Below are 24,018 nucleotides of genomic sequence, written 5' to 3'. Positions count from 1 at the left end.
GAGATTCAAAATCGAGTTTCGCAGTCGCAATCACCCGAGATCCGAGTAAAACGACTGACTAAATACTATTAAAATCAGTAGGATATAGTCAATTGACGCCGGCACTTTCATTTCGAAAAATAACGCCGGCGAAATTAACGTTGCAACCTAAACAAGTTCATTAACAACAAATGCTTGAACAAGTTCGAGTTGGTGATCTGAAAAATCGTACACTTTCAATTCGAAAACGCCTCTCAAATTTATTTCCCGGACTCAAATTTTTCGTATGATCGCGTCCGGCAACGCGGTTTCCGGGAGGGGCAATTGGATAACGATTCAAAAGAAGACGATCAGACCCACGACAAAAAAACTCAGATACTGAACGCCACCACGCGACTGCTGACGGTCAAGGGCCTGCAGATGCTGTCATTTGAAGCCGTGGCAAACGAAGCGGGTCTGTCCCGGCAGCTTGTCAGATATTACTATCCGCATCTCGATGCCTTGATGCTGGATCTATGCGACCATCTTATGTTGGTTTATCAGCACAGCCTGGTTTCAGGTATCGTTGAAGTCCGTCAGGTTGAGCGCCTCAGGTTCTTCCTGGATTTTTTCTTTGGCCTGGCTGAGGACCACCCGATGCCTGATAATCTCGAGGCTTATGACGCCTTGTTCGCCTATGCGGTGGGCTCGGAGTCCTTGAGGGAGCGCTTGCGCGACAAATACAAAATACTTGGTCAGGTTATCGTTCATGAGTTGGCGATTGCGCACCCGGAGCTGGATGCCGCCGCATGCAGGGAGCTATCTTTTGTTTTCGTTTCGATGATGCACGCGCATTGGAGTTACGTCGCGACTCTGGGCTTTTCGCCCGATCACAATAAGCTGGCGCGAGACGCAATCGAGCGCGTGATCGTCTCGTATATCAAATCCTCGCCAAAAGCTCCCACAATCGAGACACCGTGGGCGCACGATCATTGATCCCTGCCAATGCCTTTTCCGGTCCATCGAATTTAATCGCGCACGCTGTCCCTGTATAATTTGAAGGTTCCGGTGGCTGATGCGACCGGGACGCCCGCATCCGTGGACAGCAGCGCATCGACAAAAACGATCTTCCTGCCGCCGCCGGTGACTTTCGCGGTGGCCACGACACGGCCCTCGGCAACCCGCGAAAGGTAATTCACGGTCAGTGACAATGTCGATGTGTAGTGCAGCGTTTCGCCGTCCACCGAAAGGCTCACCGCGTAACCCGACGCCGCATCGAGCATGGTGGCGATAACCCCGCCATGCAGGCTGTCGCCGCGATTGATGTGCCGGTGATCGATATCGAGATAAACACGCGGGGTTCCCGCATCGATCTCCACGATATAGCCCAGCGTCTGCTGCGTGCCGGTCTGGTCGCGAATGACTTTCATCGCCGGAGCGGGATCAGGCCGCTTGCCGTGAAAACTCGGCAAACCTGGCGGTGTGATAGTCCACGTCGCCCAGCTGGTGATCGATCATGATCAGCCGCTTGGCAAAATGGCCAAGACCGTACTCCCAGGTCATGGCGATGCCGCCATGCATCTGGATGGCTTCTTCCGCCACCAGCCTGCCGATGCGGCCGCTCAGGGCCTTTGCTGACGAGATCGCCATCTCTCTTTGAGCACGTGGCTGGTCCAACCGTCCGGCTGCATTGATGGCCGCAGAGCGTGCCTGTTCGATTTCGGTCAAAACCGTTGCCATGCGGTGCTGCAGCGCCTGGAACTTGCCGATCGGTACGCCGAACTGCTTGCGTGTGCGCAGGTAGTCTAGCGTCATGTCGCGGCACACTTCCATGAGGCCGACCGCTTCCGAGGCCAGGGCGACATTGGCCCGTGCCGCAGCCATTTCGATTGCCGGATATGCCTGGCCGGCTTCGCCGAGCAGCGCGCTGTCGGGTACTTGGACAGTATCCAGCGCTATTTCACTGGCGTGCAGGCCATCCATTGTCGGATATCCGCGAATGGCGACTCCTTCCGTATCGGCGGGGAGCAGGAAAGCCGAGATTCCGTCCTCGTCCCAGGTATCGCCGGAGGTGCGCGCTGTTACGATCAGATAATCCGCGCTGTCGCCGTTAAACACCACCGCTTTGCTGCCGTTGATCGACCAACCGTCACCGTCCCGAACGGCCGACGTTCCGACATGCGCAAGATCGTAATGACTGTCCGGCTCGCCATGGGCGAGGGCGAGCAGTTTGGAGCCGGCAATGATTTCACCGATCAGTGCCTTCTGCTCCGCACTGCCGAGTTGCGCCAGCACGCTGCCCGAAAGCACGGCGCTTGCCAGGAACGGCTCGACCACGAGGCCCTTGCCGAGTTCCTCGAACAGCACGCTGATATCGAAGCCGGTACCGCCGAAGCCGCCATCATCCTCGCTGAACAGGGCGCCGATCAATCCCAGTTCGGCAAACCGGGCCCAAATCTCCCGCGAAAACCCATCGGCGCTCTTGACCGTCTCGTTGCGGGCCTCCAAGGCGTAGTTGTCGGCAATAAAGCGCGCGACCATGTCCTTGAGCATGGCCCGGTCTTCGGTGTGATTAAAGTCCATGATGCCTCACAGTCCCATCATCATCTTGGTAATGATGCCGCGCTGAATTTCGTTTGAACCGCCATAGATGGTGATCTTGCGGTTGTTGAAATACTCCTGCGATACCGGTGCCGCGTAGTCCGGCCCGATCGGCTCTTCGTTGAATCCGGCATCCAGCGCTTCGGAGACAAACGGCATGGCGTAGGGACCGAGCGCCCGGCGCGTCAGGTCGTTGAGTGCCTGGCGGATTTCCGTTCCCTTGATCTTGAGCATGGAGCTCATCGGGCCCGCATTGGCGACACTGTCCGGCGATGACAGCAGCCGCAGATTGGTCGTCGCCATGGCGTCGAGCTCCATCTCGATCTGCGCCAGGCGCGCCGCGAATAGCGGGTCCTCGATCAGCGGACGGCCACGCTTCTTCTGTGTGCGGCCTATATATTTCAGGTGATCGAGCGAGACCTTGTTGGCGCCGACATTGGCGATATTCGTGCGTTCATGCGTCAGCAGGTATTTCGCGTAGGTCCAACCCTTGTTTTCTTCGCCCACGAGATTGGTCACCGGCACGCGAACGTCGTCGAAGAACACCTCATTGACCTCGTGCGTGCCCTCCAGAAGGATGATCGGCCGGACGGTCACGCCCGGCGTGTCCATGTCCACAAGGATGAAGGATATACCCTCCTGCGGCTTGCCATCCGTCGAGGTGCGCACGAGGCAGAAAATCATGTTGGCGTGTTGGCCGAGCGTCGTCCAGGTCTTCTGGCCGTTGACAACATAGTGGTCGCCGTCCCGCACCGCGCGCATCTTGAGCGAGGCAAGGTCTGAACCCGCGCCGGGTTCGGAATAGCCCTGGCACCACCAGTCGGTGCCGTCGAGGATGCGCGGCAGATAGTGGTTCTTCTGCTCTTCCGACCCGTATTTCATCAAGACGGGCGCCAGCATCTTCAAGCCGAACGGCACCGTGCGCGGTGCGCCCGCGGCGCAGGACTCATCCTCGAATATCTGCCGCTCGACAGCGTTCCATCCGGTGCCGCCATATTCGACCGGCCATGATTCCGCCAGCCAGCCACGCCGGTTCAGGATCGCATGCCAGTTCTCCATGTCCTCCTTGGTCAGGCGCTTGCCGGCCTTAACCTTGTTGGAGAGCGAGGCCGGCAGTTCGGAATCAAGAAAAGAACGGACCTCGTCGCGGAAGGTCAGTTCCTCGTCGGTGTAGTTGAGATCCATGATCGAGCTCCATCAGTAGATTTCGAACAGGCCGGCCGCGCCCTGACCGCCGCCGATACACATGGTCACCACCACATGCTTGACGCCCCGGCGCTTGCCCTCATACATCACGTGGCCGACCTGGCGGGCGCCCGTCATGCCATAGGGGTGACCGATGGAAATCGAGCCGCCATTGACGTTGAGGATCTCGCTTGGAATGCCCAGCTTGTCCCGGCAGTAAAGCACCTGGCTGGCAAAGGCTTCATTGAGTTCCCAAAGGCCGATATCGTCCATCGAGAGCCCCGCGCGCTCCAGAAGGCGCGGTACCGCGAAGACGGGGCCGATGCCCATCTCATCCGGCTCGCAGCCGGCGACGACGAAACCGCGAAACGCGCCCATCGGCTCGATGTTGCGTTTCTCGGCCTCGCTCGCTTCCATCAGGACACAGGCGGATGCACCATCCGAGAGCTGCGACGCATTGCCGGCGGTAATGTACTGATCGGGGCCACGAACAGGCTCCAGGGACTGCAGGCCCTCAAGCGTCGTGCCGGGCCGGTTGCATTCGTCTTTTTCGATGGTGATCTCGTGCTTCGAGATCTCGCCCGTTTCCTTGTCCTTGACCGCCATGACGGTGGAAAACGGGATGATCTCGTCAGCGTAGCGGCCGGCTTCCTGCGCGGCGGCGGTCCGCTGCTGCGAGGACAGGGCATATTCGTCCTGAGCCTGCCGGCTGATGCCGTAACGGTCTGCGACGATATCGGCGGTATCGATCATCGGCAGGTAAATTGCCGGCTTGTTCTCCAGGATCCAGGGGCTCTGCGCCATATGGGTGTTGGCATTGCCCTGCGCCAGAGTGATCGACTCGATCCCTCCGGCAAGCATCGCCGTCGCTCCCTGCTGCGTAATGGCGTGAGAGGCGAGCGCCACGGCCTGCAGTCCGGACGAACAGAAGCGATTGACGGTCATTCCGGCGGTCGTCACAGGCATTCCGGCTCGAATTGCAATCTGCCGGGCGATATTGCCGCCTGTCGCTCCTTCCGGCAAACCGCAACCGATGACGGTATCCTCGATCAGATCGGGATCGACACCCGATCGTTGCACGGCGGCACGGGCGGCGGCTCCACCGAACTCGGCGCCGTGGGTCATGTTGAGACCGCCCCGGAAGGCCTTGGTGATTCCGGTTCGGGCAGTCGAAACGATTACAGCTTCACGCATGATATCTGATCCTCAGCGGTTGGCGCTTTTGTTCAGGCTGTCGAAATTCTCACCGCGCTCCACGAGGTCTACGAGAAGCTGTGCCGGTTTCCAGAACACCGGGTCGTCCTTCTCGAATTCACGGATATCGGCGAGCACTTTGTCGAGGCCGATCATGTCGGCATATTTCAGCGGACCGCCCCGCCAGCGTGGGAATCCGTAGCCGTAGAGCATTGTGATATCGACATCGAGCGGGCGCAGCGCGATGCCTTCCTCGACGATGCGCGCGCCCTCATTGATCATGGCAGCCATGTAGCGCCGCATGATTGTCTCTTCATCCAGCGCCACCGGTGTGATGCCCTTTTCGGAGCGCACCTGGCTGATGATCTCCAGAACCTCCGGATCGGGCTTGCCGACGCGGCTGCCGTCCTCGTAGATGTAGAAGCCGCGGCCGGTTTTCTGTCCATGCCGCCCGAGCTCTGCGAGCCGGTCCATATAGTCGGCCGCGTAGCGCCCCTCCCAGCCTTCCTCGCGTTTGCGTTTCCTGTTGGCGTAGCCGATGTCGAGGCCGGCGAGGTCGCCCATCTGGTTCGGCCCCATGGGATATCCGAAACTCAGCACTGCCTTGTCGATATCGTAGGGGCTGGTGCCGTCCTCGACCATATAGGCAGCCTGCGAGAGGTAACGCTCGAGGATGCGGTTGCCGATGAAGCCGTCGCAAACGCCGGCGCGTACACCGACCTTCTTGAGTTTCTTGGCCAGTGCAAAGCCGGTCGCCGCCACGTCCGGATCGGTTCTGTCGGCGACCACGATTTCAAGCAGACGCATGACATGGGCCGGCGAGAAGAAGTGCAGTCCGAGCACGTCCTGCGGACGGCCGGTCACCGAAGCAATTTCGTTGATATTCAGATAGGAGGTGTTGCTGGCAAGAACTGCACCATTCTTGGCATGCTGGTCGATCTGCTGGAAAAGGTCCTTTTTGACCTCCATATTCTCAAAGGCCGCCTCGATCACGATATCGGCGTCGGCGAGCGCGGAGATGTCGGAACTGACGCTGTAAAGATCATTGGCCAGACGATCACGGTGCGCCTGGTCGAACTTGCCCCGCCGCACGCCGTCATCGAGTATGCGCTCGACATTCTGCCGGCCGCACGCCGCGCTCTCCTCGTCCCGTTCGATCATCGTCACGGGCATGCCGGCAAACAGCATGGAAACGGTGATGCCCGATCCCATCGTGCCACCGCCAATGACAGCGGCCCGGTCCAGCGGCCGCGGCGTGCCGGTTTCAAGCTCCGGCACCTTGCCGACCTGCCGATCGGCGAAAAATACATGAATCAACGCTTCACGCTGCGGAGAAGCCATAAGCTCCATGAACAGCTCGCGCTCGCGCTTCAGTCCCTCTGCGAAAGGAAGTTCCGCCGAAGCGATTACCGCCTCGAGACACAGCTGCGGTGACAATTGCCCCTTGGCTTTCCTTTTAACGCCTGCACGCAACTCATCGAAGAGCGCCTGATTTCCGCGTGCGGCAAGCACCTTCTCTTCAAGCTCACGCGTGCGGCGCACGGGCATATTCTCGCTCAGCACGCGACGGGCAAAGGTCAATCCTGCCGTCAGCGGATCGTCGCCATCATCGACCGCATCGATGATGCCCAGTTTCAACGCTTCCGGCGCCGGCACATGCCGGCCGGACGTGATGATTTCAGCAGCCGTCTCGATGCCGGTCAGTCGCGGCAGGCGTTGCGTCCCGCCAGCGCCCGGTAAAAGGCCAAGAAGAACTTCCGGCAGCCCTACGCGGGCCGATTTGACGGCGACGCGATAGTGGCAGGAGAGGGCGGTTTCCAGCCCCCCGCCGAGCGCCGTGCCATGGATTGCGCAGACAACCGGTTTGTCGAGGTTCTCGATGGCGTCGATAACGTCTCCAAGCCCCGGGGCCTGCATTGGTTTGCCGAACTCCCGGATATCGGCTCCGGCGATGAATGTGCGGCCCTTGCCGACCAGGACCGCGACATTCGCGGAACCTTCGGCAAACTTGCTCGTGGCATCGGCCAGGCCCTGACGGACGGCATGGCTTGCCGCGTTGACGGGCGGATTGTCGATGGAGATGACGGCAATGTCGCCGGCTTCATCGGACACAACTTCATAGGAAACGGCTTCGGACATGACACTCACCGGGAAAACTCTCTGAGACGGGCTGTATTGGAATTGTGTAAAGTCATTTTCGACCGGCGCCTCTAACAGCGCCGGCCGGCATTTCGCGCAGGACTATTTCTGGCCTTTGACCTGCCAGTCACCGCCTTCGATTTTGGAGATGATGATCGCATCGCCGCCCTGATGATCGGTGGTGCTGTAGTCTGTTTTCACACCAGTGATGCGGTCGATATAGTCAAGGCCTTCCATGGCTTTCAGGAAGCTTTCCGCCGTCAGATCCGGCCCGGCGGCTTCAAGTGCCATGACCAGGTTTTCGGCTGCCGAACGGCCGAGTACCGCGCCAGTGCTGGGCGCTTCACCGAATTCGGCCGTGTAGTCCTCAACCCACTTTGCGACATAGGGATCGTCGAGCCGTGTGTTCAGGTCCGGCCATCCGGCGGCTGCATAAAAACCTTCCGTGATGCCGTTGGGAACCTTAGCGATTGCCGTGTGAAAGGCCGCTGCGGAACCGATGAAGTCGACGTCATCCCAGCCGATCTTCTTGGCCGTGCCGAGAACGGTGATCGTCTGACGCACGGTCAGCGCCGTGGCGATCGCGTCGCAGCCTTCATCCTTGAGCTTGGTCAGGGAGCCCACGAAATCCTGTTCATCGGGCTTGTGGGTCGTCTCGGCCTTGTATTCAAGTCCGAGCTCGGTTGCCCCGTCCTTGGTTCCTTCCTGGATTTCCTTGCCGAAGTCCGTCGGCAGGAACATGGCGCAGAACACCTTCCTGTCATTGTTCTCTTTCAGGTAGTTCACGCCGGCTTTCATCTGATCGTAATAGGATGAGAACCCGGCGAACTTGTATGGTGCCGGCGGCTCGAGCATCTGACGCGCCGATGTGAGCGGGCTTATATTGGCAATCCCTTTGCGCTCCAGCAGCGGGAAGCTGGCGATGTTCATCGGCGTGCCAAGCGAAAGCAGCATGACAAAGACTTCGTCCGAGTTGACCAGCTTGTTGATGTTCTGCATGGCCTTCGGCATCTGATAGGCGTGATCTTCCGCCACGAGTTTGAGCTGGCGGCCGTGCACGCCGCCGGCGGCATTCACCTCATCGAAATACTGCTTGGCCGCGCCGATCGCCGGCGCGCCGAACGCTGCGAACGGTCCGGAAAGGTCGTTGTTCGAGCCGATCAGGATTTCCGTGTCGGTGACTCCTTGCGTCTGGGCATTTGACTGCGGCAGGAAGGCCGCAGACATAGCCAGGGCAAAAGCCATTGTTTTCATGAGATTCTTCATTGTTTCCTCCTTGGAATGCAGATCTCTAATTTGGCTTAGGCATACATCTCGTCAATGAGCGCTTTGTGTTTATCCTCCACGAAGCTGCGCTTGAGCTTCATGGTGGCAGTCAATTCATCGTCTTCGGCGGTCAGCAAGACATCAATCAGGCGGAATGCCTTGATCTGTTCGACGCGGGCGAATTCATCGTTCACTTCGCTGACCACCCCGCCGATCAGTTCCTGCACTTCCGCAGTTGCGCAGAGCGATGCGAAGTCTCCGAAGGGCACACGTCTGTCCTGGGCGAATTTTTCGACATTCTCCTGGTCAATCATGATCAGGCAGGACAGGAACTTGCGCTTGTCTCCGATGATCACGGCATCGGAAATATAAGGAGAAAATTTCAGCTTGTTCTCGATCTCAGCCGGCGTGATGTTTTTCCCGCCAGCCGTGATGATGATGTCTTTCAGCCGGCCCGTGATGTTGACGTAACCCGAATTGTCAATGTGCCCGACATCGCCGGTTTTCAGCCAGCCGTCGTCGGTCATGGTTTCGCGCGTCTTGTCCGGCTTTTTCCAGTAACCCTCGAAGACGTTGCCGGCCTTGTACTGAATTTCCGCGCCTTCGCCGATCCGTACCTTGCCGCCCGGCACGACCTGTCCGACGGTACCGATCTTGTTCTTTCCGTACATGTTGAGCGAGATGATACCGGCGGTCTCACTCATGCCGTAGCCCTCGAACACGTCGATGCCGATTGACTTGTACCAGCGCAAAAGGTCCGGCGAGATCGGCGCAGCGCCGGTCGTGCCGCGCCGCAGCCGGTCCATGCCGATCATCCTGCGGATGTTCTTCAGCACAAGCGCGTCCAGGATCCGGTAGCGCAATTCAAGCAGTGCCGGAACAGGTTCATCGTCCTCAATCAGCGTGGCACGCGCCTGACCGGCCGAGGTTGCCAGCTTGAAGGCCCAGCGGCCGAACGGAGTCGCATCGCCGACCATGATCGAGATCCGCGAATAGATCTTCTCCCAGACCCTTGGCACCGCGGTGAATATGTGCGGGCTGACTTCCTGCACATTGTCAAAAACGGTCTCCGGGCTTTCCGCGAAATTCACCGTCGATCTGGCGGCGATCGGAGAAAGCACCGATATGAAGCGTTCGAGGATATGACAAAGTGGCAGGAAACAGACCTGCTCGTCGGTTTCGAAAGCCGGAAGCGTATACGCGCCTATGGACAGGGAAAACATGACATTGCTGTGCGATATCATGGCACCCTTCGGCTGACCGGTCGTGCCGGATGTGTAAACCAGGATGCAGATGTCCTCAGGCTTCGATTTGGCGATCTCCTGCTCGAACAATTCCGGATGCTTCTTGGCGTGGACACGGCCGAGATCGTACAACTCCTCAATGAACATCACCTGATCGTCGTGATAATCGTGCAGGCCTTCGCGGTCGAAGACGATGACCTTGTTCAGGCCCGGCATCTGATCCCGCACGGTCAGGTACTTGTCCAGTTGCTCATCGTTTTCGACAAACAGGAACCGGCTGTCTGAATCGTTGACGAGATAGGATAGCTGGCTCGAGGAATCGGTCGTGTAGATGCCTGAGGCGATGCCGCCCGCGCACTGTATTGCGAGATCGCAATAAACCCATTCCTTGTTGTCCTCGGAAAGGATCGAAACGACTTCGCCGCGCTCGAGACCTAAAGAGATCAATCCGTGTGCGATCAGTTTGGAATGCTCGAAAAAATCATTCCATGAGTAGGACAACCAGATTCCATAGTCTTTTTCCCGGTGGGAGGTGCGCTCACCGAGCTCTTTGCAGCGTTGATGAAACAACTTCGGCAGTGTGTCGCAGCCGTCCAGGAAATAAGGACCCTTTTCCAGATCCGTATTGACGCTCACGCCATTGATCTTCGATTGCGGCGGAATGGACTCCATGTTGCCCATATGTATCTCCCTTCGGCCTATCGCCAGGTCTTGCGCTGTTTCCAGCGTCTTTGTCCGCGCTGCGATTCCTGCTGCGCACCCAGGTAAAACTCCTGAATGTCTTTCGATTGTTGCAGTTTTTTGGCCTCGCCGCTCATCACAATACGCCCAAGTTCAAGAACATAGCCATAGTGGGCCACTTCAAGCGCGACCTTGGCGTTCTGTTCCACCAGCATCATCGTTACATTCTGCTCCTCGTTGAGGCGGCGGATGATGGTGAAGATCTCACCGACCAGCAATGGGCTGAGACCAAGGCTTGGTTCATCGAGCAACATGATGCGCGGTTTGGTCATCAGGCCGCGCCCGATGGCAAGCATCTGCTGCTGGCCGCCGGACAAGGTACCGGCCTCTTGCGTGCGTCGCTCCTTCAGGATCGGAAAGTAATCGTAGACGAGCTCCATATCCGCAGCGATCTGCGCATGATCGGAGCGCGTATAGGCACCCATCTTGAGGTTTTCTTCCACCGTCAGGATCGGAAAGATCTCCCGACCCTCGGGAACATGAACGACACCCCTGTTGACGACCGCGTCCGGTGCCGAACCCTGGATCTCCGAACCCTGCAGCCTGACCGTGCCTTTTTCCGGGTCCATAACGCCCGAAATGGTTTTCAGCAAAGTCGTCTTGCCGGCGCCATTGGCGCCGAGGACAGTAACGATCTGGCCTTCCTTGACCTCGAGGCTGACGCCGCGGATCGCCATGATCGGACCGTAGAAACTCTCCAGATTATCGACCTTGAGGAGAGGGGCATTTGTGTCCTGCTTCATGCCGCTTCTCCATCATCCGTCATGCCGTCCGAACCCAGATAAGCCTCGATGACGGCGGGATCGTTCTGCACCTCCTGCGGCGATCCGATGGCCAGCATGCGCCCGTCCGCGAGTGCCATGACACGGTCGGAAACCGCTCCCACGAGATGCATGTCATGTTCGACCATCAGCACCGTGATACCCATGACCTTCTTGATGTCCTCGATCCAGAAAGCCACGTCCTGGGTTTCTTCCACGGACAGACCGGATGCCGGTTCATCCAGAAGCAGCAGCTTCGGCTTTATTGCCAATGCACGCCCCATCTCGACGACCTTGCGCACGCCATAGGGGAGGCCGGCGATGAACTTTTCGCGATAGGGCTGCAGATCGAGAAAATCGATGACGTGTTCGACGGCTTCCCGATGCGCGCGTTCCTCGCTGCGCACGAACGGCGTAAAGACCATGTCCGCCACGAAATTGGAGCGCCTGTGGGTGTGCCGGCCGACCAGCAGGTTCTGCAGAACCGAAGCCTGCTCGAACAGTTCGATATTCTGGAAGGTGCGGGCTATGCCCATGGAGGGTATCTCGTGCGCTTCCTTTTCCAGAATGCTCTTGCCTTCAAATAAAATGTCGCCCTCGGCTGGTGTATAAAAGCGCGAGATCATGTTGAAGATCGTGGATTTTCCGGCGCCGTTCGGCCCTACCAGCGCGAAGACTTCGCCTTCCTCCACGTTGAATGAAACGTCGTTGACGGCTACCAGCCCGCCGAAGCGGAGCGTAACGTTGGAAAGCTCTAGCAAACTCATCGCGTGCGCTCCGTCTTGAGGTAGCTCTTCTGCCGACGGAACATGTCCTTGCGGTAGAACGGGAAGAGTTCGAAATAGGTCCTGATCTTGAGCCACCGGCCATAAAGACCCATTGGCTCGAACAAAATGAACCCGATCAAAATGGCGCCGAAAATACCGCTTTCAAGGCCTGGGATCGTGATCGAACCGGAGCCTGTAAGGGAGCCGACCGCATCGCGGGTCAGCGAAATCATCAAGGGCAGCATGACAAACACGATGGAGCCGAAAAATGCGCCGTGAATTGTTCCAAGCCCGCCGACCACAATGATCAGCAGCAATGTGATCGATATGATCAGATTGAAGGTCTCGTTGGTGAAGACGGTGGCGAAATGGCCCATCAGCGCGCCGCCGAGGCCGGTGATGGTGCAGGAAATCGCAAAGGCTACCATCTTGGTCCGCGCGACATTGACGCCCATGGCCTTCGCCGAGACCTCGGAGTCGCGCACGGCGGCAAAGGCGCGGCCGGTCGGTGAGCGAAGAATGTTGCGGTAGGCATAGATCACGATGAACGTTATCGCCAGCACAAGCCAGTAGAGCTCGACCGGATTGCCGTAACGGTTGAATGTGTAACCGAAAATCTCGATGTCGGGCGCGAATATTCCGGCGATGCCGCCGGTGATCGGCTCCAGGATGATGATGATGTCTTCGGTCAGCACCGATATCGCGAGCGTGGCGATGGCGAGATAGATGCCGTGCAGGCGGGTTGTGGGCAAAGCCACAAGGGCCCCCGCAACCCCCGCCGTCAGTCCTGCGAGCGGAAAAGACAGCAGGAACGGCATGTTGAAATTGAGCTGATAGATGACATTCGAATAAGCGCCGACAGCCATGAACGCGGCATGGCCGAGACTGGCCTGGCCCGTCTGGCCGACAAGCAGCATCAGCCCCATGCCGCAGATGGCCCAGATCAGAACCAGCGTTGCTTCACCGATCAGAAAGTCGCTGACCAAAAACGGCAGCAGGATCGCGAAGGCGAAAAGCAGCAGATACCAGAATGCCTGGGCATTGTGCTTGAACAGCCGGATATCTGCGTCGTAGGAGGTTTTGAAGACTATTCGCATGGCGACCCCCTAGACCTTCTTCGTCTGAATCTGCGACAGGATGCCATGCGGCCGCACAATCAGCATGATTATGAGAATGAGATAGGGGAAGATCTGCGAATAGCCTGCCGGCATGTAGCGCGCCGCAAATGGCTCGACCAGCCCGACGATCAGGCCGCCCAGCAAAGCACCCGGCAGGCTGCCGAAGCCGCCGATGACAGCGGCTGCAAAGGCCTTGATCCCCAGCAGTCCGGCAGTCGGATCGATGGAGCCCTTGGATGCGAACAGGATGCCGGCGATCGTCGCCACGATCCCGGACAGTGCCCAGATCATTGAATGGATCCGCTTGACCGGGATACCCATGTAGTACGCGGCAAGCTGGTTCTGAGAGGACGCCTGCATGGCAACGCCGAGCTTGGTGCGTGCGAAGAAGAAGTACAGCAATATGGTGAGCAGAACCGTGACGATGATAACCCATATCTCGTCCATGCCGAGCGCGAGGCCACCGAACCGCAATTCGACACCGGCGATGGGCGATTCCAGCGATTGCGGCTCGTGTCCCCAGATCGCGCCGGCGACAAATCGGATCACGAAACCCAGCGCGATCGTCAAAATGACGACAGCGACCTGAGACTGCCCGAACATGCGGCGCAGGACGACAAGATCCAGCAGATAGCCAAGAACGCCCATGATGGCGATCGCCATCGCACAGGATAGCCAGAACGGCAGTCCCATATAGTCGGCATTGGTGAAACCGAGCGTGATGAACGCGCCCAGCATCATGAAGTCGCCCTGTGCGAAGTTAACGGACTCGGTTGCCTTGTAGATCAGCACGAAACCGAGAGCGATGAGGCCGTAAACACATCCGTTGGCCAGACCGCTGACAATCAATTGCAATATGTCCACTCAATGGCCCTCCCGAAGCCTGAGTTTGTGCTTTTGTTTCGGCTTCGCCGAAATTGGCGTTCCGTTTTATCCTCCTCTACGGAACCAGCATGACCTTTCCATTGGCGTTCCGCAATGCGTCGGCAAGGTCCGACATCGCGTCTTTCAACCGGATCGTCGCGCCCACTTCGGTCTGCCATTTCCCCGATACAAACCGTTCCTGGACCTCCCCGATGATTCGAATTTGCTCCTCAGGCGGCGTGCTCATGAACCAGCGCGTCAGCCAGAAGCCTTCGATGCGCTTTTCCATGAAGACGAACTGGCCCATTTCCTTGAAGGCCGGCGGCTGCGGGTCGAGCTTTCCGTAGACAACCCACCGGGCGCGGTTCGGCATCGCTGCAAATATATCCGCCGAGACCTGATTGGCGACGGCGTCGAGCAGGACCCGCGGCTTCTCCTGCTTCATGACGGCCCGGATGGAGTCCTGGAAATCGTCTGAAGTGCTGCAAAGGACATGCCGGGCACCGAGTTCTTCCAGATGCGCCGCCTGTTCCGGCCTGCGCACGATTGCGATCGGCGCGATGTTTTCGTCTCTTCCGAGCGCCGTCATCAGCTTGCAGAGCTGGCTGTTGGCCGCAGTCATGATGAAACTGGACGTTTCCGACTTGCGTACAATATCGAACATAGCCATGGCCGTCAGCGGATTGACCACATGGCCGGCGGCATCCTCGTTTCGCATATCCTCACGAACCGGAATGCACACATTCGCCGCGGTAATCGCATAATCCGCCCACGCGCCCGAACCGGCTGGATCGACCGTGAAAGCGACGCGCTTTCCGACAAGCGATTGGGCATAGGCTCCGTTTGCGGCGACAACCTCTCCGACGCCTTCGAAGCCGGCGGCCGCACCCTTGACGCGGGGATGCCCGTATTCGCCCTTGATGTAATGCAGATCGGACGGGTTGATCGAAGCCATCAGCATCTTGATCAGCACCTGGCCGTCAGAAAGATCCTGAAGCGGAATGGTCGCCGCATCCAGATAAAGATCAAGGCTTTCGATGGACGGCCCTTCGGCCTTGCCGGAATAGCCGTCATGTTTCTGGACGAGTGCGAATGTTTCGGACGGTACGCTCAAGGTCATGCTCCTTCCGGGACGAGGACGAGTTTACCGGTGGCGCCGCGTGCGAGCACGCGCTCAAGCACGGCAGGTGCGTCAGCCAAGGGGTACCGGCCTTCGATCAACGGTTTGACCTTGCCCTCGAGATACCAGCCGACCAGTTCTTTCATGTTGTCCGCGTAAACCTCGGGCTCGTGCTGTGTGAACGAACCCCAGAACACGCCGACCAGGGAATACTCCTTGACCAGTGTCAGGTTGACGGGCAGTTCGGGAATGCGTCCGGATGCAAATCCGACCACCAGCAGGCGGCCTTTGCGCGCCATCGCGCGGCATGCGGCATCGAAGGCATCGCCGCCTACGGGATCGAACAACACGTCGACGCCTTTGCCACCGGACAGCTTCTTCAGCTCATCCTTCAGATTATCGTAGCCGGTGACTTCGTCGGCTCCGTTTTGACGCACGATCGCCTGTTTCTCCGGTGAAGAGGCAACTGCTATCACCTTTGCGCCCATCGCCTTGGCGATCTGGATGGCGGCAATACCGGTCGAACCGGCAGCGCCGAGAACGGCGACCGTCTCTCCGGGCTGGAGTTGGGCTCTCTGTTTCAACGCATGGTGCGACGTGCCATAAGCGCAAAGCAGGGCGCAAGCATCCGCCGTGTCGATCGCGTCGGGCAGGGGGAACACGGCCGCCTGCGGCACGGCTGCAAGTTCCGCATAGCCGCCAAGCTGTCCCAGCGCCGCAACCCGGTCGCCGGGTTTGAATTTTTCGACCGCATTTCCGACAGCTTCGATAGTGCCGGCAACTTCCATGCCCGGCACGAAAGGGGTCGGTGGTTTCACCTGGTAAAGACCCTGCGCCAGAAGCCCGTCCGGATAGTTGACTCCAATGGCCTCGGGGCGGATGAGGACGGTGTGGTCCTTGACACGCGGATCGTCGATCTCCCGGTAGACCAGCTTGTCGAGTGGGCCGAACTCCTCGCAGACGATGGCCTTCATGGTCACACGCGCTCCTGGGTGTATTTCTTCAGCTCGGTACGAGCGACCTGCATGCGGTGGACGGCATCCGGTCCGTCGGCGAGCCGCAAGGTGCGCAACGCCGTCCATGACCGGGCGAGGGGCGTGTCCTGCGAAACGCCTTGACCGCCAAACATCTGCACGGCTTCATCGGTCACCTTCAGCGCCACCTGCGGCGCCACCACCTTGATCTGGCTGATCCACGGGGCAGCGGCACGGGCATCGCCCTTGTCCATCATCCAGGCCGCCTTCAGGCACAGAAGGCGGGCCATTTCAATTTCCATCCGGCATTCGGCAATGATGTCGTAATTGGCGCCGAGTTTCGCCAGCGGTTTTCCGAATGCTTCGCGGCGCAGAGATCGCTGGCACATCAGTTCGAGTGCGCGTTCGGCCTGTCCGATTGCCCGCATGCAGTGGTGGATCCGACCCGGCCCAAGGCGACCTTGGGCGATTTCGAAACCGCGGCCCTCTCCGAGGATCATGTTTTCAACGGGCACACGCACATCGGTGAACCGGATGTGCAGGTGACCGTGCGGTGCATCATCATGACCGTAAACCTGCATGGCCCGCAATTTCTCAATGCCCGCGGTTTCGGCCGGAACCAGGATCATGGAGTGGCGCTGGTGGCGCGGTGCATCGTCGCCGCCGGTTTTGACCATGACGATATAGATCATGCAGCGTGGGTCGCCGGCGCCGGAGGACCACCACTTCTCGCCGTTAAGAACATAGTGATCGCCGTCGCGTTCGCAGCGCATGGCGATATTGGTTGCATCCGAGGAGGCGACATCGGGCTCGGTCATCAGATAGGCGGAGCGGATCTCGCCGGCGAGCAGGGGCGTCAGCCACTGTTGCTTGTGTTCCTCGCTGCCGTAGCGTTCGAGCACTTCCATGTTGCCCGTGTCAGGTGCCGAGCAGTTGAACACTTCCGCGCCGATGCTCGCCTTGCCCATTTCCTCGGCCAGATAAGCGTATTCGACCGTGGTGAGGCCAAAGCCGCGATCTGAGGCGGTCAGCCAGAAGTTCCAAAGGCCGCGTTCCCTGGCTTTTGCCTTGAGACCTTCGAGAATCTCCGTTTGCCTTTCGGTGTGGGACCATCGGTCGCCCACATCCACCTCTGCCAGATACTCTTCCTCGACCGGAATGATGTCTTCCCGCATCATTGCGCGGACATCTTCGAGAAGCGGCGCAAGCTTGTCGGTAATCCCCAGATTCATCTCAGACATCGGCGATCAACTCCTCTTTCATCCCGAGGCCGCGCAACGCAAAAACGGTGCACTGGCTCGCGATATGTTCGATTGTGGATGCGTCCTGACCTTCGCGCTCACGATACCAAAAAAGCGGCGAATTCAGGCACATGAACATAAGTTGCAGAGCAATGCTTGAACTTTCGAACTCTGCAATACCCTCCCGTTTGGCCGCTTCAAGCACGGTACGGAAAATCTCTGCATAGTTGTCGCGCATGGCCTGCAGTTCAATAAGCACTTCACGCTGTTCAGGCGTGGTCGCACCCCGTTGAAGCAGTTCGACCCCTTCCCAGACGCAACGCTGGAAATGCTGTGTGCGTATCATCGCGACGCAGTGCGTTTTCGTCATGTCCCGGAGCTTTTCCAGAGTCGAACGAGGGGACTCGGCGATCGGCGTCACAACGTCGAAATTCATCTGCATTCCGTGTCGAAAGACGTCAAAGAACAGATCAGCCTTCGAACGGTAGTGATGATAGATCCGACCCTTGGTGGCGCCCAGACTGCGGGCGACGTCATCTATGCTGGTCGCCGAATAACCGCGCTCCATAAAACAATGGGCAGCAGCATTGAGAATGTCCTCATGGACGGGACGAATGGGACTTGCTGTCGCCGAAGCAGACATGTTCCGGTATTTCCTCCTCGATGTGACCCGGTTTGTTGTCTCCGCAAGTTGTCGGAGATTGATTGTCGATCACGGAGTAAAGAGGTACATACTACCGGGTATGTTGTCAACGTTCGAGCAACCGGTTGTCACCGGCAATCGCGTTTACGACCTAAATTTCAAGGACATGCCGGAACCAGGAAACCGTTTCCTTCAAGCCGTCTTCCAGCTGCACTTTCGGTTTCCAGTCAAGTTCCGTCGAGGCGATCGTGATGTCGGGACAACGTTGGACGGGATCATCCTGGGGCAATGGCTTGAATTCCAGCGCTGAACGACTGTCCACGATGCGCAGCACTTCTTCGGCTAGCTCCAGCATCGAAAATTCGCTCGGATTTCCGAAATTTACGGGCCCGGTCAACCCGTCCGGAGCGTCCATGAACCCGATCATGCCTTCAATGAGGTCATCAACATAGCAGAAGCTGCGCGTTTGCTTGCCGTCTCCATAGATGGTGATGGGCTTTCCCTGAAGCGCTTGAACGATGAAGTTGCTGATGACACGGCCGTCATTGGGGTGCATGCGCGGACCGTAGGTATTGAATATCCGCATGACTTTGATGTGCACATCGTTTTGCCTGTGATAGTCGAAGAAAAGTGTCTCGGCGCACCGCTTTCCTTCATCGTAACAACTGCGCGGACCAATCGGGTTGACGCGACCCCAATAGTCTTCGCTTTGCGGATGAACATGCGGGTCGCCATAGACCTCTGACGTCGACGCCTGCAGGATGCGCACGCCCAGACGCTTGGCCAGACCCAGCATGTTGATGGCACCCAGTACGCTGGTCTTGGTGGTTTGCACGGGGTCGAATTGATAATGCACAGGGGAGGCGGGGCAGGCCAGGTTGTATATCCGGTCGACTTCGACATGCAGCGGTTGGATTACGTCGTGGCGCAGCAACTCGAAATCGGTACGCCCCAGCAGGTGCTTGATATTGCTGCGCTGACCGGTAAAGAAATTGTCGACGCAAAGCACGCTGTATCCGCGCTTGAGCAGCGCATCGCACAAGTTGGAACCAAGGAAACCGGATCCGCCCGTGACAAGAGTCTCCCGCATTGAATCTCCCATTCTGCCCGCCCGCCGACGGGCGCGAGTTGTGATCAGCGAATGCCAATCATTCGCCTTGAGCTTTAGTTTATGAGGGCAGATGTCACAACCTGATTTTACAGCTCATGGAGTTGACGGCGATTGGCGTGGATTATCATCTGGCGCTAACCTACTGCCAGGACGCAAAGAACAGCCGGGAACTCACCAGTGGGTCTAAGAAAACGCACCCGACGCCTGACGCGACACACCGGCGCCAGCCTGCGATATTGGCGTTATCGGCTTGGAGGCGGGCGACCGGATGAAACCAATTGCCAATTTGTCGGCAGCCATGGCCTGAAGAAGATCTGTGACTATTGGCATCCGCGAGAAAAACCCCCGTCAGCCGAACAGTTGGAAAAACTGATTCAGAACGGCGGCTCGCCGCCGAAAATACACTTGCGGGCAAATCACCTGCACACCTTCGCGGACCGTATCCGGGAACGGTTTGACAGTGAGTACATTCTGGTCACCGGTTGTACCGACGGAGAAATCAGCACCACCGATATTGAGATGAATTTGCTGATGGAACTACTGGAAGATACAAAGCTGCTGGCTTGGTTCGGCCAGAATTGCAACATCGATCACCCGAAATTACACAGACTCCCGATCGGGCTGGACTACCACACGCTCTCAAGTGGTCCCAGGTTCAGGCCGTGGGGCTATTTCGCCTCGCCAGTTGCTCAGGAAAGGTCGTTGAATGAGACAAGGCGGGGAGCGCCGCCGCTCAGGGAGAAATCGGTACGCGCCTATTGTAACTGGCATCACATACTAAGCCGGGGTGATCGTCTACGGTGCATCAACAGTGTCGCCTATGACACAATCCATCTCGAGCAACTCAATATCGAGCGCATTCTGACCTGGCGAAACAATACGAAACATCTTTTCACGATCAGCCCGTTCGGCGAAGGGTTGGATTGTCACCGCACCTGGGAAGCAATTTTACTTGGTTCCGTGCCCATTGTGCCGAGATCGGGCATTTCACCGCTTTTTGCGAAATTGCCGGTCTGTATTGTCGATGACTGGTCGGAAGTCACACCCGGCTATCTCGAACAGAAACGCGAATGGGTTCTTGAGACGGAGTTTGATTTTGCGCCGCTTTATCTTGACTGGTGGCGAAAGCGGTTGGTGGGCGCATCCGGCCTGCCGGAGCGGCTCCAGACATTCCAGTCATTCGTGGATACGGCGCACACGCCACTTGGCAATTCCACGCATCAAACAGTGCGCGTTGCATAAATACCAGGAAAATCGGTTATGTACGAAGCCATAAAAAACAAACGTGTCATCGTCACCCACGCTGATCGCTATATGGGGCCTGCATGCGTAGACAGTTTTACAAGCGCGGGGGCACACGTGATCGCCCATGGTGCCGATCTCTCTTCCGAGCACGCATGTGCGGAATTGGTCGAAAGCGCCGGTGCGATTGATGTTCTCATCGTCAATCTGGCCGCTCCCAACCATTACGGAACCCTTGTGACCGAAATGGGCGAAGCAGACTGGCAGGAGATGTTCGACCTGCTTGTTCATCCGATGCATCGCCTGGTCAGGCTGACGCTGCCCCAGATGATCGACAGGAAATCCGGCAAGATCATTGTTTTCGGCAGCGCCGTGCCGTTGCGGCCGATGGGGCGTCTGTGCGCCTACAGTGCGGCACGCGGCGCCCAGATTTCCTATGTGAAGTCGGTCGGCGCGGAGGTTGCGCGCCACAATGTGCAGGTGAATCTGATCGCCCAGAACTGGGTCGAGAATCCCGCCTACTACCCGCCCGAACTCCAGGAAAATCCGAAATTCCAGAAAAATCTGAAGGAACAGGTGCCGCTCGGCCGCCTTGCCAAGCCTGAAGAAGACACGGCGCTGGCTTTGTTCCTGGCCAGCGACCAGAGCGATTTCTTCGTCGGGCAGGCGATCCCGTTCTCAGGCGGCTGGGCGAGTTAGTCCACAGCGGCAACTTCGGCCGGTGCGGGCTTGGCACGATCGCGACCGATACTGAGATAGGTGAAACCGTGGCGCGTCGGTTCCTTGCGCCGGTGGATGTTTCGCAGGTCGATCATCAGGGGCACCGCCATGGCTTCCCGCAGCCTGTCGAGCTCAAGCGCGCGCAGCACGTTCCATTCCGTCATGATGACGACCGCATGGGCGCCAATCGCTGCCTCATAAGGATCGCTCGCCCAGATAACATCAGGGTAGAGTTCTGCCGCCGATTCCATCGCCTTTGGATCAAAGGCGCGAACTTTGACTCCGTTCTCTATAAGCAGTTCAACGACCGGCAGGGCCGGGGACTCCCGAATGTCGTCGGTGTCGGGCTTGAAGGATATACCGAGAACGGCAACGGTCTTGCCGGCCGGGTCGCCGATCGTTTCCAGCACCCTTCGCGCCATGTTATCTTTTCGTGTTTCATTGGCGCGGATTGTGGTTTCAACAAGTTCCTGCGGAGCACCGACCTTTCGCGCAAAAGCAGCCAGCGCGCGCGTATCCTTGGGAAAGCAGGAGCCGCCGAAACCGGGCCCCGCGCGCAGGAATTTGTCGCCGATGCGGTCGTCGAGGCCGATGATCTCCGAAACCTCTATGATGTTGCTGCCATCGACTTTTTCGCACAGGTCGGCAATCCCGTTGATAAAGCTGACCTTCATGGCGAGAAATGCGTTGGAGGCATATTTGCTCATTTCCGCGCCGGACAGGGACGCTATGGAGATCGGTGTGTCCTGCAATTTCAAAGGCCGGTATAGCGCTTCAGCGACTTCGCGCCCGCGTTCGTCATGAATACCCAGCACCACGCGGTCCGGACGCATGAAATCCTGTATCGCCGAACCTTCCCGGAGGAATTCCGGATTGCTGACGACTGAGAAATCGAGATCGGGGCGCAGTTTCTCGATACGCTCCTTCACGGTTTGACATGTGCCCGGAACCACCGTGCATTTCACGATGACAACCGTGCCATCGCTCAGGTGGGGGGCGATATCATCCACAGCCGAAAAGACATAGGTGAGGTCGATCTCATCTCCGCTCGCCGCCGAAGGCGTGCCGACTGCCAGGAAAACGACGTTGGATTCAGGCACGCATTGCGCGACATCGCCATGAAAATGCAGCCGTCCCGCTTCCGAGTTTGAGCGAATCATCTGCTCAAGGCCGGGCTCATAGATCGGGCTTACATTGTTTTTCAGGAGTGCGATTTTCTCTGGGACATTGTCGACACATGTGACGTCGAAACCAAATTCCGACAGACATACACCAGTCACGAGTCCCACGTAACCGGTTCCGATTATCGTTATGATCAAAGCAGCCTCACTGGTCTATTTCTGGATTGTCCGGCCCGCTCCGCCGATAGACAATTTGCGGCATTTCCATTGTGGTTTTAGGGCTGTATATACAATTCGCGGAATAATTCCATACCACATCGATTTCCACCGATCACTCGCCAGGAAGAGAACCAGCGCCCATGACCAGCCAGACGACAGCTCCGATTCTGGTGACCGGGGCAGCGGGATTTATTGGTTCTTACGTCGCCCGCATATTACTGGATCAGGGCCATCAGGTTGTCGGTATAGACAACATGAACGCCTATTACGATGTCGACCTGAAAAAGGCACGTCTGGATGGGTTAACCGGCCGCAACGGTTTTGTTTTTCACCGAGTGGATATCGCCGACAGGCATGCAATGTCCGAGATTTTCAAGGATGTCGGCCCGTCTCATGTCGCCCATCTGGCTGCGCAGCCCGGAGTGCGCTATTCGCTGGAAAATCCGCATGCATACATTGAAAGCAATGTCTCCGGTTTCATGAACATACTGGAAGGCTGCCGCGCCTGCGGGGTGGAACACCTGGCCTATGCGAGTTCAAGTTCGGTTTACGGCAACAGCCGGGATGTGCCCTACAGCACCGATCAGAACGTCGATCATCCCATAAGCCTTTACGCTGCCACCAAAAAATCCAATGAATTGATGGCCCATGTCTACAGCCATCTGTGGAACATCCCGACGACAGGCCTGCGCTTTTTCACGGTTTACGGCCCCTGGGGGCGGCCCGATATGGCCGTCTATCTTTTTACCCGCGCCATACGCAGCGGCAAACCGATCAAGATTTTCAACAATGGCAATCTGCGCCGTGATTTCACCTATGTCGATGACATCGCGAATGGCGTGGTCAAGGTGCTGTTGTCACCGCCGCAGGCCGATGATGCGACACCCGACAAACAGCAACCCGGAGTCGCGCCGATGTACCGTCTCTACAACATCGGCAACAGCGAGCCCGTCAACCTGATGGAGATGATTGGCACACTGGAGAAGGTGGCCGGTCAAAAGGCGGTCAAGGAGTTCCTCCCGATGCAGCCGGGTGATGTGTACGAGACCTTTGCCGATACCTCTGCGCTTGAACGCGACTTTGATTTCAAGGTCTATACCCCCCTTGAAGAGGGGCTTGCCGCCTTTGTCGACTGGTATGACGGATATCACAGCGCAAATTCGTAATCCGGAACTGTCCGCATTGCCGGACCTTTATTTCATCCGGCACGGCCAGACCGACTGGAATCGGCTCGGCCGGTTTCAGGGAGCAAGCGATATCCCGCTCAACGAGACCGGATACGAACAGGCGCGCATAGTGGCGATGAAGCTCAACGGTTATCTGGCGGAAAACAAGATTACGCCTGATACGCTTTCAATTTTGTCCTCTCCGTTGCTGCGTGCCCGACAGACCACCACCGAACTATGCAGACATCTGAAACTGGACGTGCAGCGGGCCCGCTACCTGTCTGAATTGAGCGAGGTGTCCTATGGCGCCTGGGAAGGCATGACGACCCTCGAGGTCAAGGAGCGATTTCCCGCAGAGCGCAAATCGCGCAAATCCGACCGCTGGAATTTTCGCCCCCAGGGCGGCGACAGCCACGCGTCGCGGATACCCGAATTGAAGGCGTTCCTGTCCGAGATGAAATCTCCGACAATCATGATCACTCACACAGGTGTCATAAGAGTCTGCCTATATCTTCTTGGAAGTCTCGACCGCGAAACCGCGCTTTCCGAACCGATTTCACAAGATAAGTTATATGTCTTTTCAAAAGGATCATTGGCACGGGTGTAAAAATGCTGCAAATATG

At 57.9% G+C, this 24,018-nt stretch carries 22 protein-coding genes; 5 read left to right on the top strand and 17 right to left on the bottom strand.

Annotation, left to right across the window (positions count from 1 at the left end):
• The first annotated feature begins 303 nt into the window (after window positions 1–303).
• The gene (locus OOZ53_RS00560; protein ID WP_271087330.1) at window positions 304–954 is read left to right on the top strand and encodes a TetR/AcrR family transcriptional regulator; all 651 of its coding nucleotides are present in this window, start codon (window positions 304–306) and stop codon (window positions 952–954) included.
• A 32-nt stretch (window positions 955–986) separates the two neighbouring features.
• Here OOZ53_RS00560 and OOZ53_RS00555 read toward each other — a convergent pair whose 3' ends face one another.
• The 16 genes from OOZ53_RS00555 to OOZ53_RS00480 form a co-directional block, all read right to left on the bottom strand.
• Window positions 987–1,388, bottom strand: coding sequence for a PaaI family thioesterase (locus OOZ53_RS00555; protein WP_271087328.1), 402 nt, complete (start codon window positions 1,386–1,388; stop codon window positions 987–989).
• A 13-nt stretch (window positions 1,389–1,401) separates the two neighbouring features.
• Window positions 1,402–2,541, bottom strand: coding sequence for an acyl-CoA dehydrogenase family protein (locus OOZ53_RS00550; protein ID WP_271087327.1), 1,140 nt, complete (start codon window positions 2,539–2,541; stop codon window positions 1,402–1,404).
• A 6-nt stretch (window positions 2,542–2,547) separates the two neighbouring features.
• Window positions 2,548–3,744, bottom strand: a complete 1,197-nt coding sequence (locus OOZ53_RS00545; RefSeq protein WP_271087326.1) for an acyl-CoA dehydrogenase family protein — start codon at window positions 3,742–3,744, stop codon at window positions 2,548–2,550.
• A 12-nt stretch (window positions 3,745–3,756) separates the two neighbouring features.
• On the bottom strand, window positions 3,757–4,938 hold the full coding sequence (locus tag OOZ53_RS00540; RefSeq protein ID WP_271087325.1) for an acetyl-CoA C-acyltransferase: 1,182 nt from the start codon (window positions 4,936–4,938) through the stop codon (window positions 3,757–3,759).
• A 12-nt stretch (window positions 4,939–4,950) separates the two neighbouring features.
• Entirely contained in the window at window positions 4,951–7,077 is a 2,127-nt protein-coding gene (locus OOZ53_RS00535; protein ID WP_271087324.1) for a 3-hydroxyacyl-CoA dehydrogenase NAD-binding domain-containing protein, read from the bottom strand.
• Window positions 7,078–7,179: 102 nt separating this feature from the next.
• Window positions 7,180–8,343, bottom strand: a complete 1,164-nt coding sequence (locus OOZ53_RS00530; RefSeq protein WP_271087323.1) for an ABC transporter substrate-binding protein — start codon at window positions 8,341–8,343, stop codon at window positions 7,180–7,182.
• Window positions 8,344–8,378: 35 nt separating this feature from the next.
• Window positions 8,379–10,268, bottom strand: a complete 1,890-nt coding sequence (locus OOZ53_RS00525) for an AMP-dependent synthetase/ligase (RefSeq protein ID WP_271087322.1) — start codon at window positions 10,266–10,268, stop codon at window positions 8,379–8,381.
• A 17-nt stretch (window positions 10,269–10,285) separates the two neighbouring features.
• Window positions 10,286–11,071 carry an ABC transporter ATP-binding protein gene (locus OOZ53_RS00520; protein ID WP_271087321.1) on the bottom strand — a complete coding sequence of 262 codons (786 nt, stop codon included), beginning with the start codon at window positions 11,069–11,071 and terminating at the stop codon, window positions 10,286–10,288.
• Window positions 11,068–11,856 (bottom strand): ABC transporter ATP-binding protein, encoded by a 789-nt coding sequence (locus OOZ53_RS00515; RefSeq protein ID WP_271087320.1) that lies wholly within the window; start codon window positions 11,854–11,856, stop codon window positions 11,068–11,070. The genes OOZ53_RS00520 and OOZ53_RS00515 overlap by 4 nt, the downstream gene beginning before the upstream one ends.
• Entirely contained in the window at window positions 11,853–12,953 is a 1,101-nt protein-coding gene (locus OOZ53_RS00510; protein WP_271087319.1) for a branched-chain amino acid ABC transporter permease, read from the bottom strand. Before OOZ53_RS00510 ends, OOZ53_RS00515 begins: the two co-directional genes overlap by 4 nt.
• A 9-nt stretch (window positions 12,954–12,962) precedes the next feature.
• Window positions 12,963–13,838 carry a branched-chain amino acid ABC transporter permease gene (locus tag OOZ53_RS00505; protein ID WP_271087318.1) on the bottom strand — a complete coding sequence of 292 codons (876 nt, stop codon included), beginning with the start codon at window positions 13,836–13,838 and terminating at the stop codon, window positions 12,963–12,965.
• A 76-nt stretch (window positions 13,839–13,914) separates the two neighbouring features.
• Window positions 13,915–14,952 carry an alcohol dehydrogenase catalytic domain-containing protein gene (locus tag OOZ53_RS00500; RefSeq protein ID WP_271087317.1) on the bottom strand — a complete coding sequence of 346 codons (1,038 nt, stop codon included), beginning with the start codon at window positions 14,950–14,952 and terminating at the stop codon, window positions 13,915–13,917.
• Window positions 14,953–14,954: 2 nt separating this feature from the next.
• Window positions 14,955–15,932, bottom strand: coding sequence for an NADPH:quinone oxidoreductase family protein (locus tag OOZ53_RS00495; RefSeq protein WP_271087316.1), 978 nt, complete (start codon window positions 15,930–15,932; stop codon window positions 14,955–14,957).
• 2 nt (window positions 15,933–15,934) lie between these two features.
• Window positions 15,935–17,173 (bottom strand): acyl-CoA dehydrogenase family protein, encoded by a 1,239-nt coding sequence (locus tag OOZ53_RS00490; RefSeq protein ID WP_271087315.1) that lies wholly within the window; start codon window positions 17,171–17,173, stop codon window positions 15,935–15,937.
• On the bottom strand, window positions 17,166–17,816 hold the full coding sequence (locus OOZ53_RS00485; RefSeq protein WP_271087314.1) for a TetR/AcrR family transcriptional regulator: 651 nt from the start codon (window positions 17,814–17,816) through the stop codon (window positions 17,166–17,168). Before OOZ53_RS00485 ends, OOZ53_RS00490 begins: the two co-directional genes overlap by 8 nt.
• Before the next feature lie 151 nt (window positions 17,817–17,967).
• The gene (locus OOZ53_RS00480) at window positions 17,968–18,906 is read right to left on the bottom strand and encodes a UDP-glucuronic acid decarboxylase family protein (RefSeq protein ID WP_271087312.1); all 939 of its coding nucleotides are present in this window, start codon (window positions 18,904–18,906) and stop codon (window positions 17,968–17,970) included.
• Window positions 18,907–19,104: 198 nt separating this feature from the next.
• Here OOZ53_RS00480 and OOZ53_RS00475 point away from each other — a divergent pair, with 198 nt between their 5' ends.
• Window positions 19,105–20,169, top strand: coding sequence for a hypothetical protein (locus tag OOZ53_RS00475; protein ID WP_271087311.1), 1,065 nt, complete (start codon window positions 19,105–19,107; stop codon window positions 20,167–20,169).
• An 18-nt stretch (window positions 20,170–20,187) separates the two neighbouring features.
• A complete protein-coding gene (locus tag OOZ53_RS00470; protein ID WP_271087310.1) occupies window positions 20,188–20,868 on the top strand; it encodes an SDR family NAD(P)-dependent oxidoreductase in 681 nt (226 codons plus the stop codon).
• On the opposite strand, the gene OOZ53_RS00465 is transcribed toward OOZ53_RS00470, so the two are convergent.
• Window positions 20,865–22,208: a UDP-glucose dehydrogenase family protein gene (locus tag OOZ53_RS00465; protein ID WP_271087309.1), complete on the bottom strand. Its 1,344-nt coding sequence runs from the start codon at window positions 22,206–22,208 to the stop codon at window positions 20,865–20,867. The genes OOZ53_RS00470 and OOZ53_RS00465 overlap by 4 nt on opposite strands.
• Window positions 22,209–22,369: 161 nt before the next feature.
• Here OOZ53_RS00465 and OOZ53_RS00460 point away from each other — a divergent pair, with 161 nt between their 5' ends.
• On the top strand, window positions 22,370–23,395 hold the full coding sequence (locus OOZ53_RS00460) for an NAD-dependent epimerase (RefSeq protein WP_271087308.1): 1,026 nt from the start codon (window positions 22,370–22,372) through the stop codon (window positions 23,393–23,395).
• Window positions 23,367–24,002, top strand: coding sequence for a histidine phosphatase family protein (locus OOZ53_RS00455; RefSeq protein ID WP_271087307.1), 636 nt, complete (start codon window positions 23,367–23,369; stop codon window positions 24,000–24,002). Before OOZ53_RS00460 ends, OOZ53_RS00455 begins: the two co-directional genes overlap by 29 nt.
• The last annotated feature ends 16 nt before the right edge of the window (window positions 24,003–24,018 follow it).

It is taken from the genome of Allohoeflea poritis (assembly GCF_027889715.1).
GTDB classification, from domain to species: domain Bacteria; phylum Pseudomonadota; class Alphaproteobacteria; order Rhizobiales; family Rhizobiaceae; genus Hoeflea_A; species Hoeflea_A poritis.
This window is presented reverse-complemented; position numbering and strand designations above follow the sequence as displayed.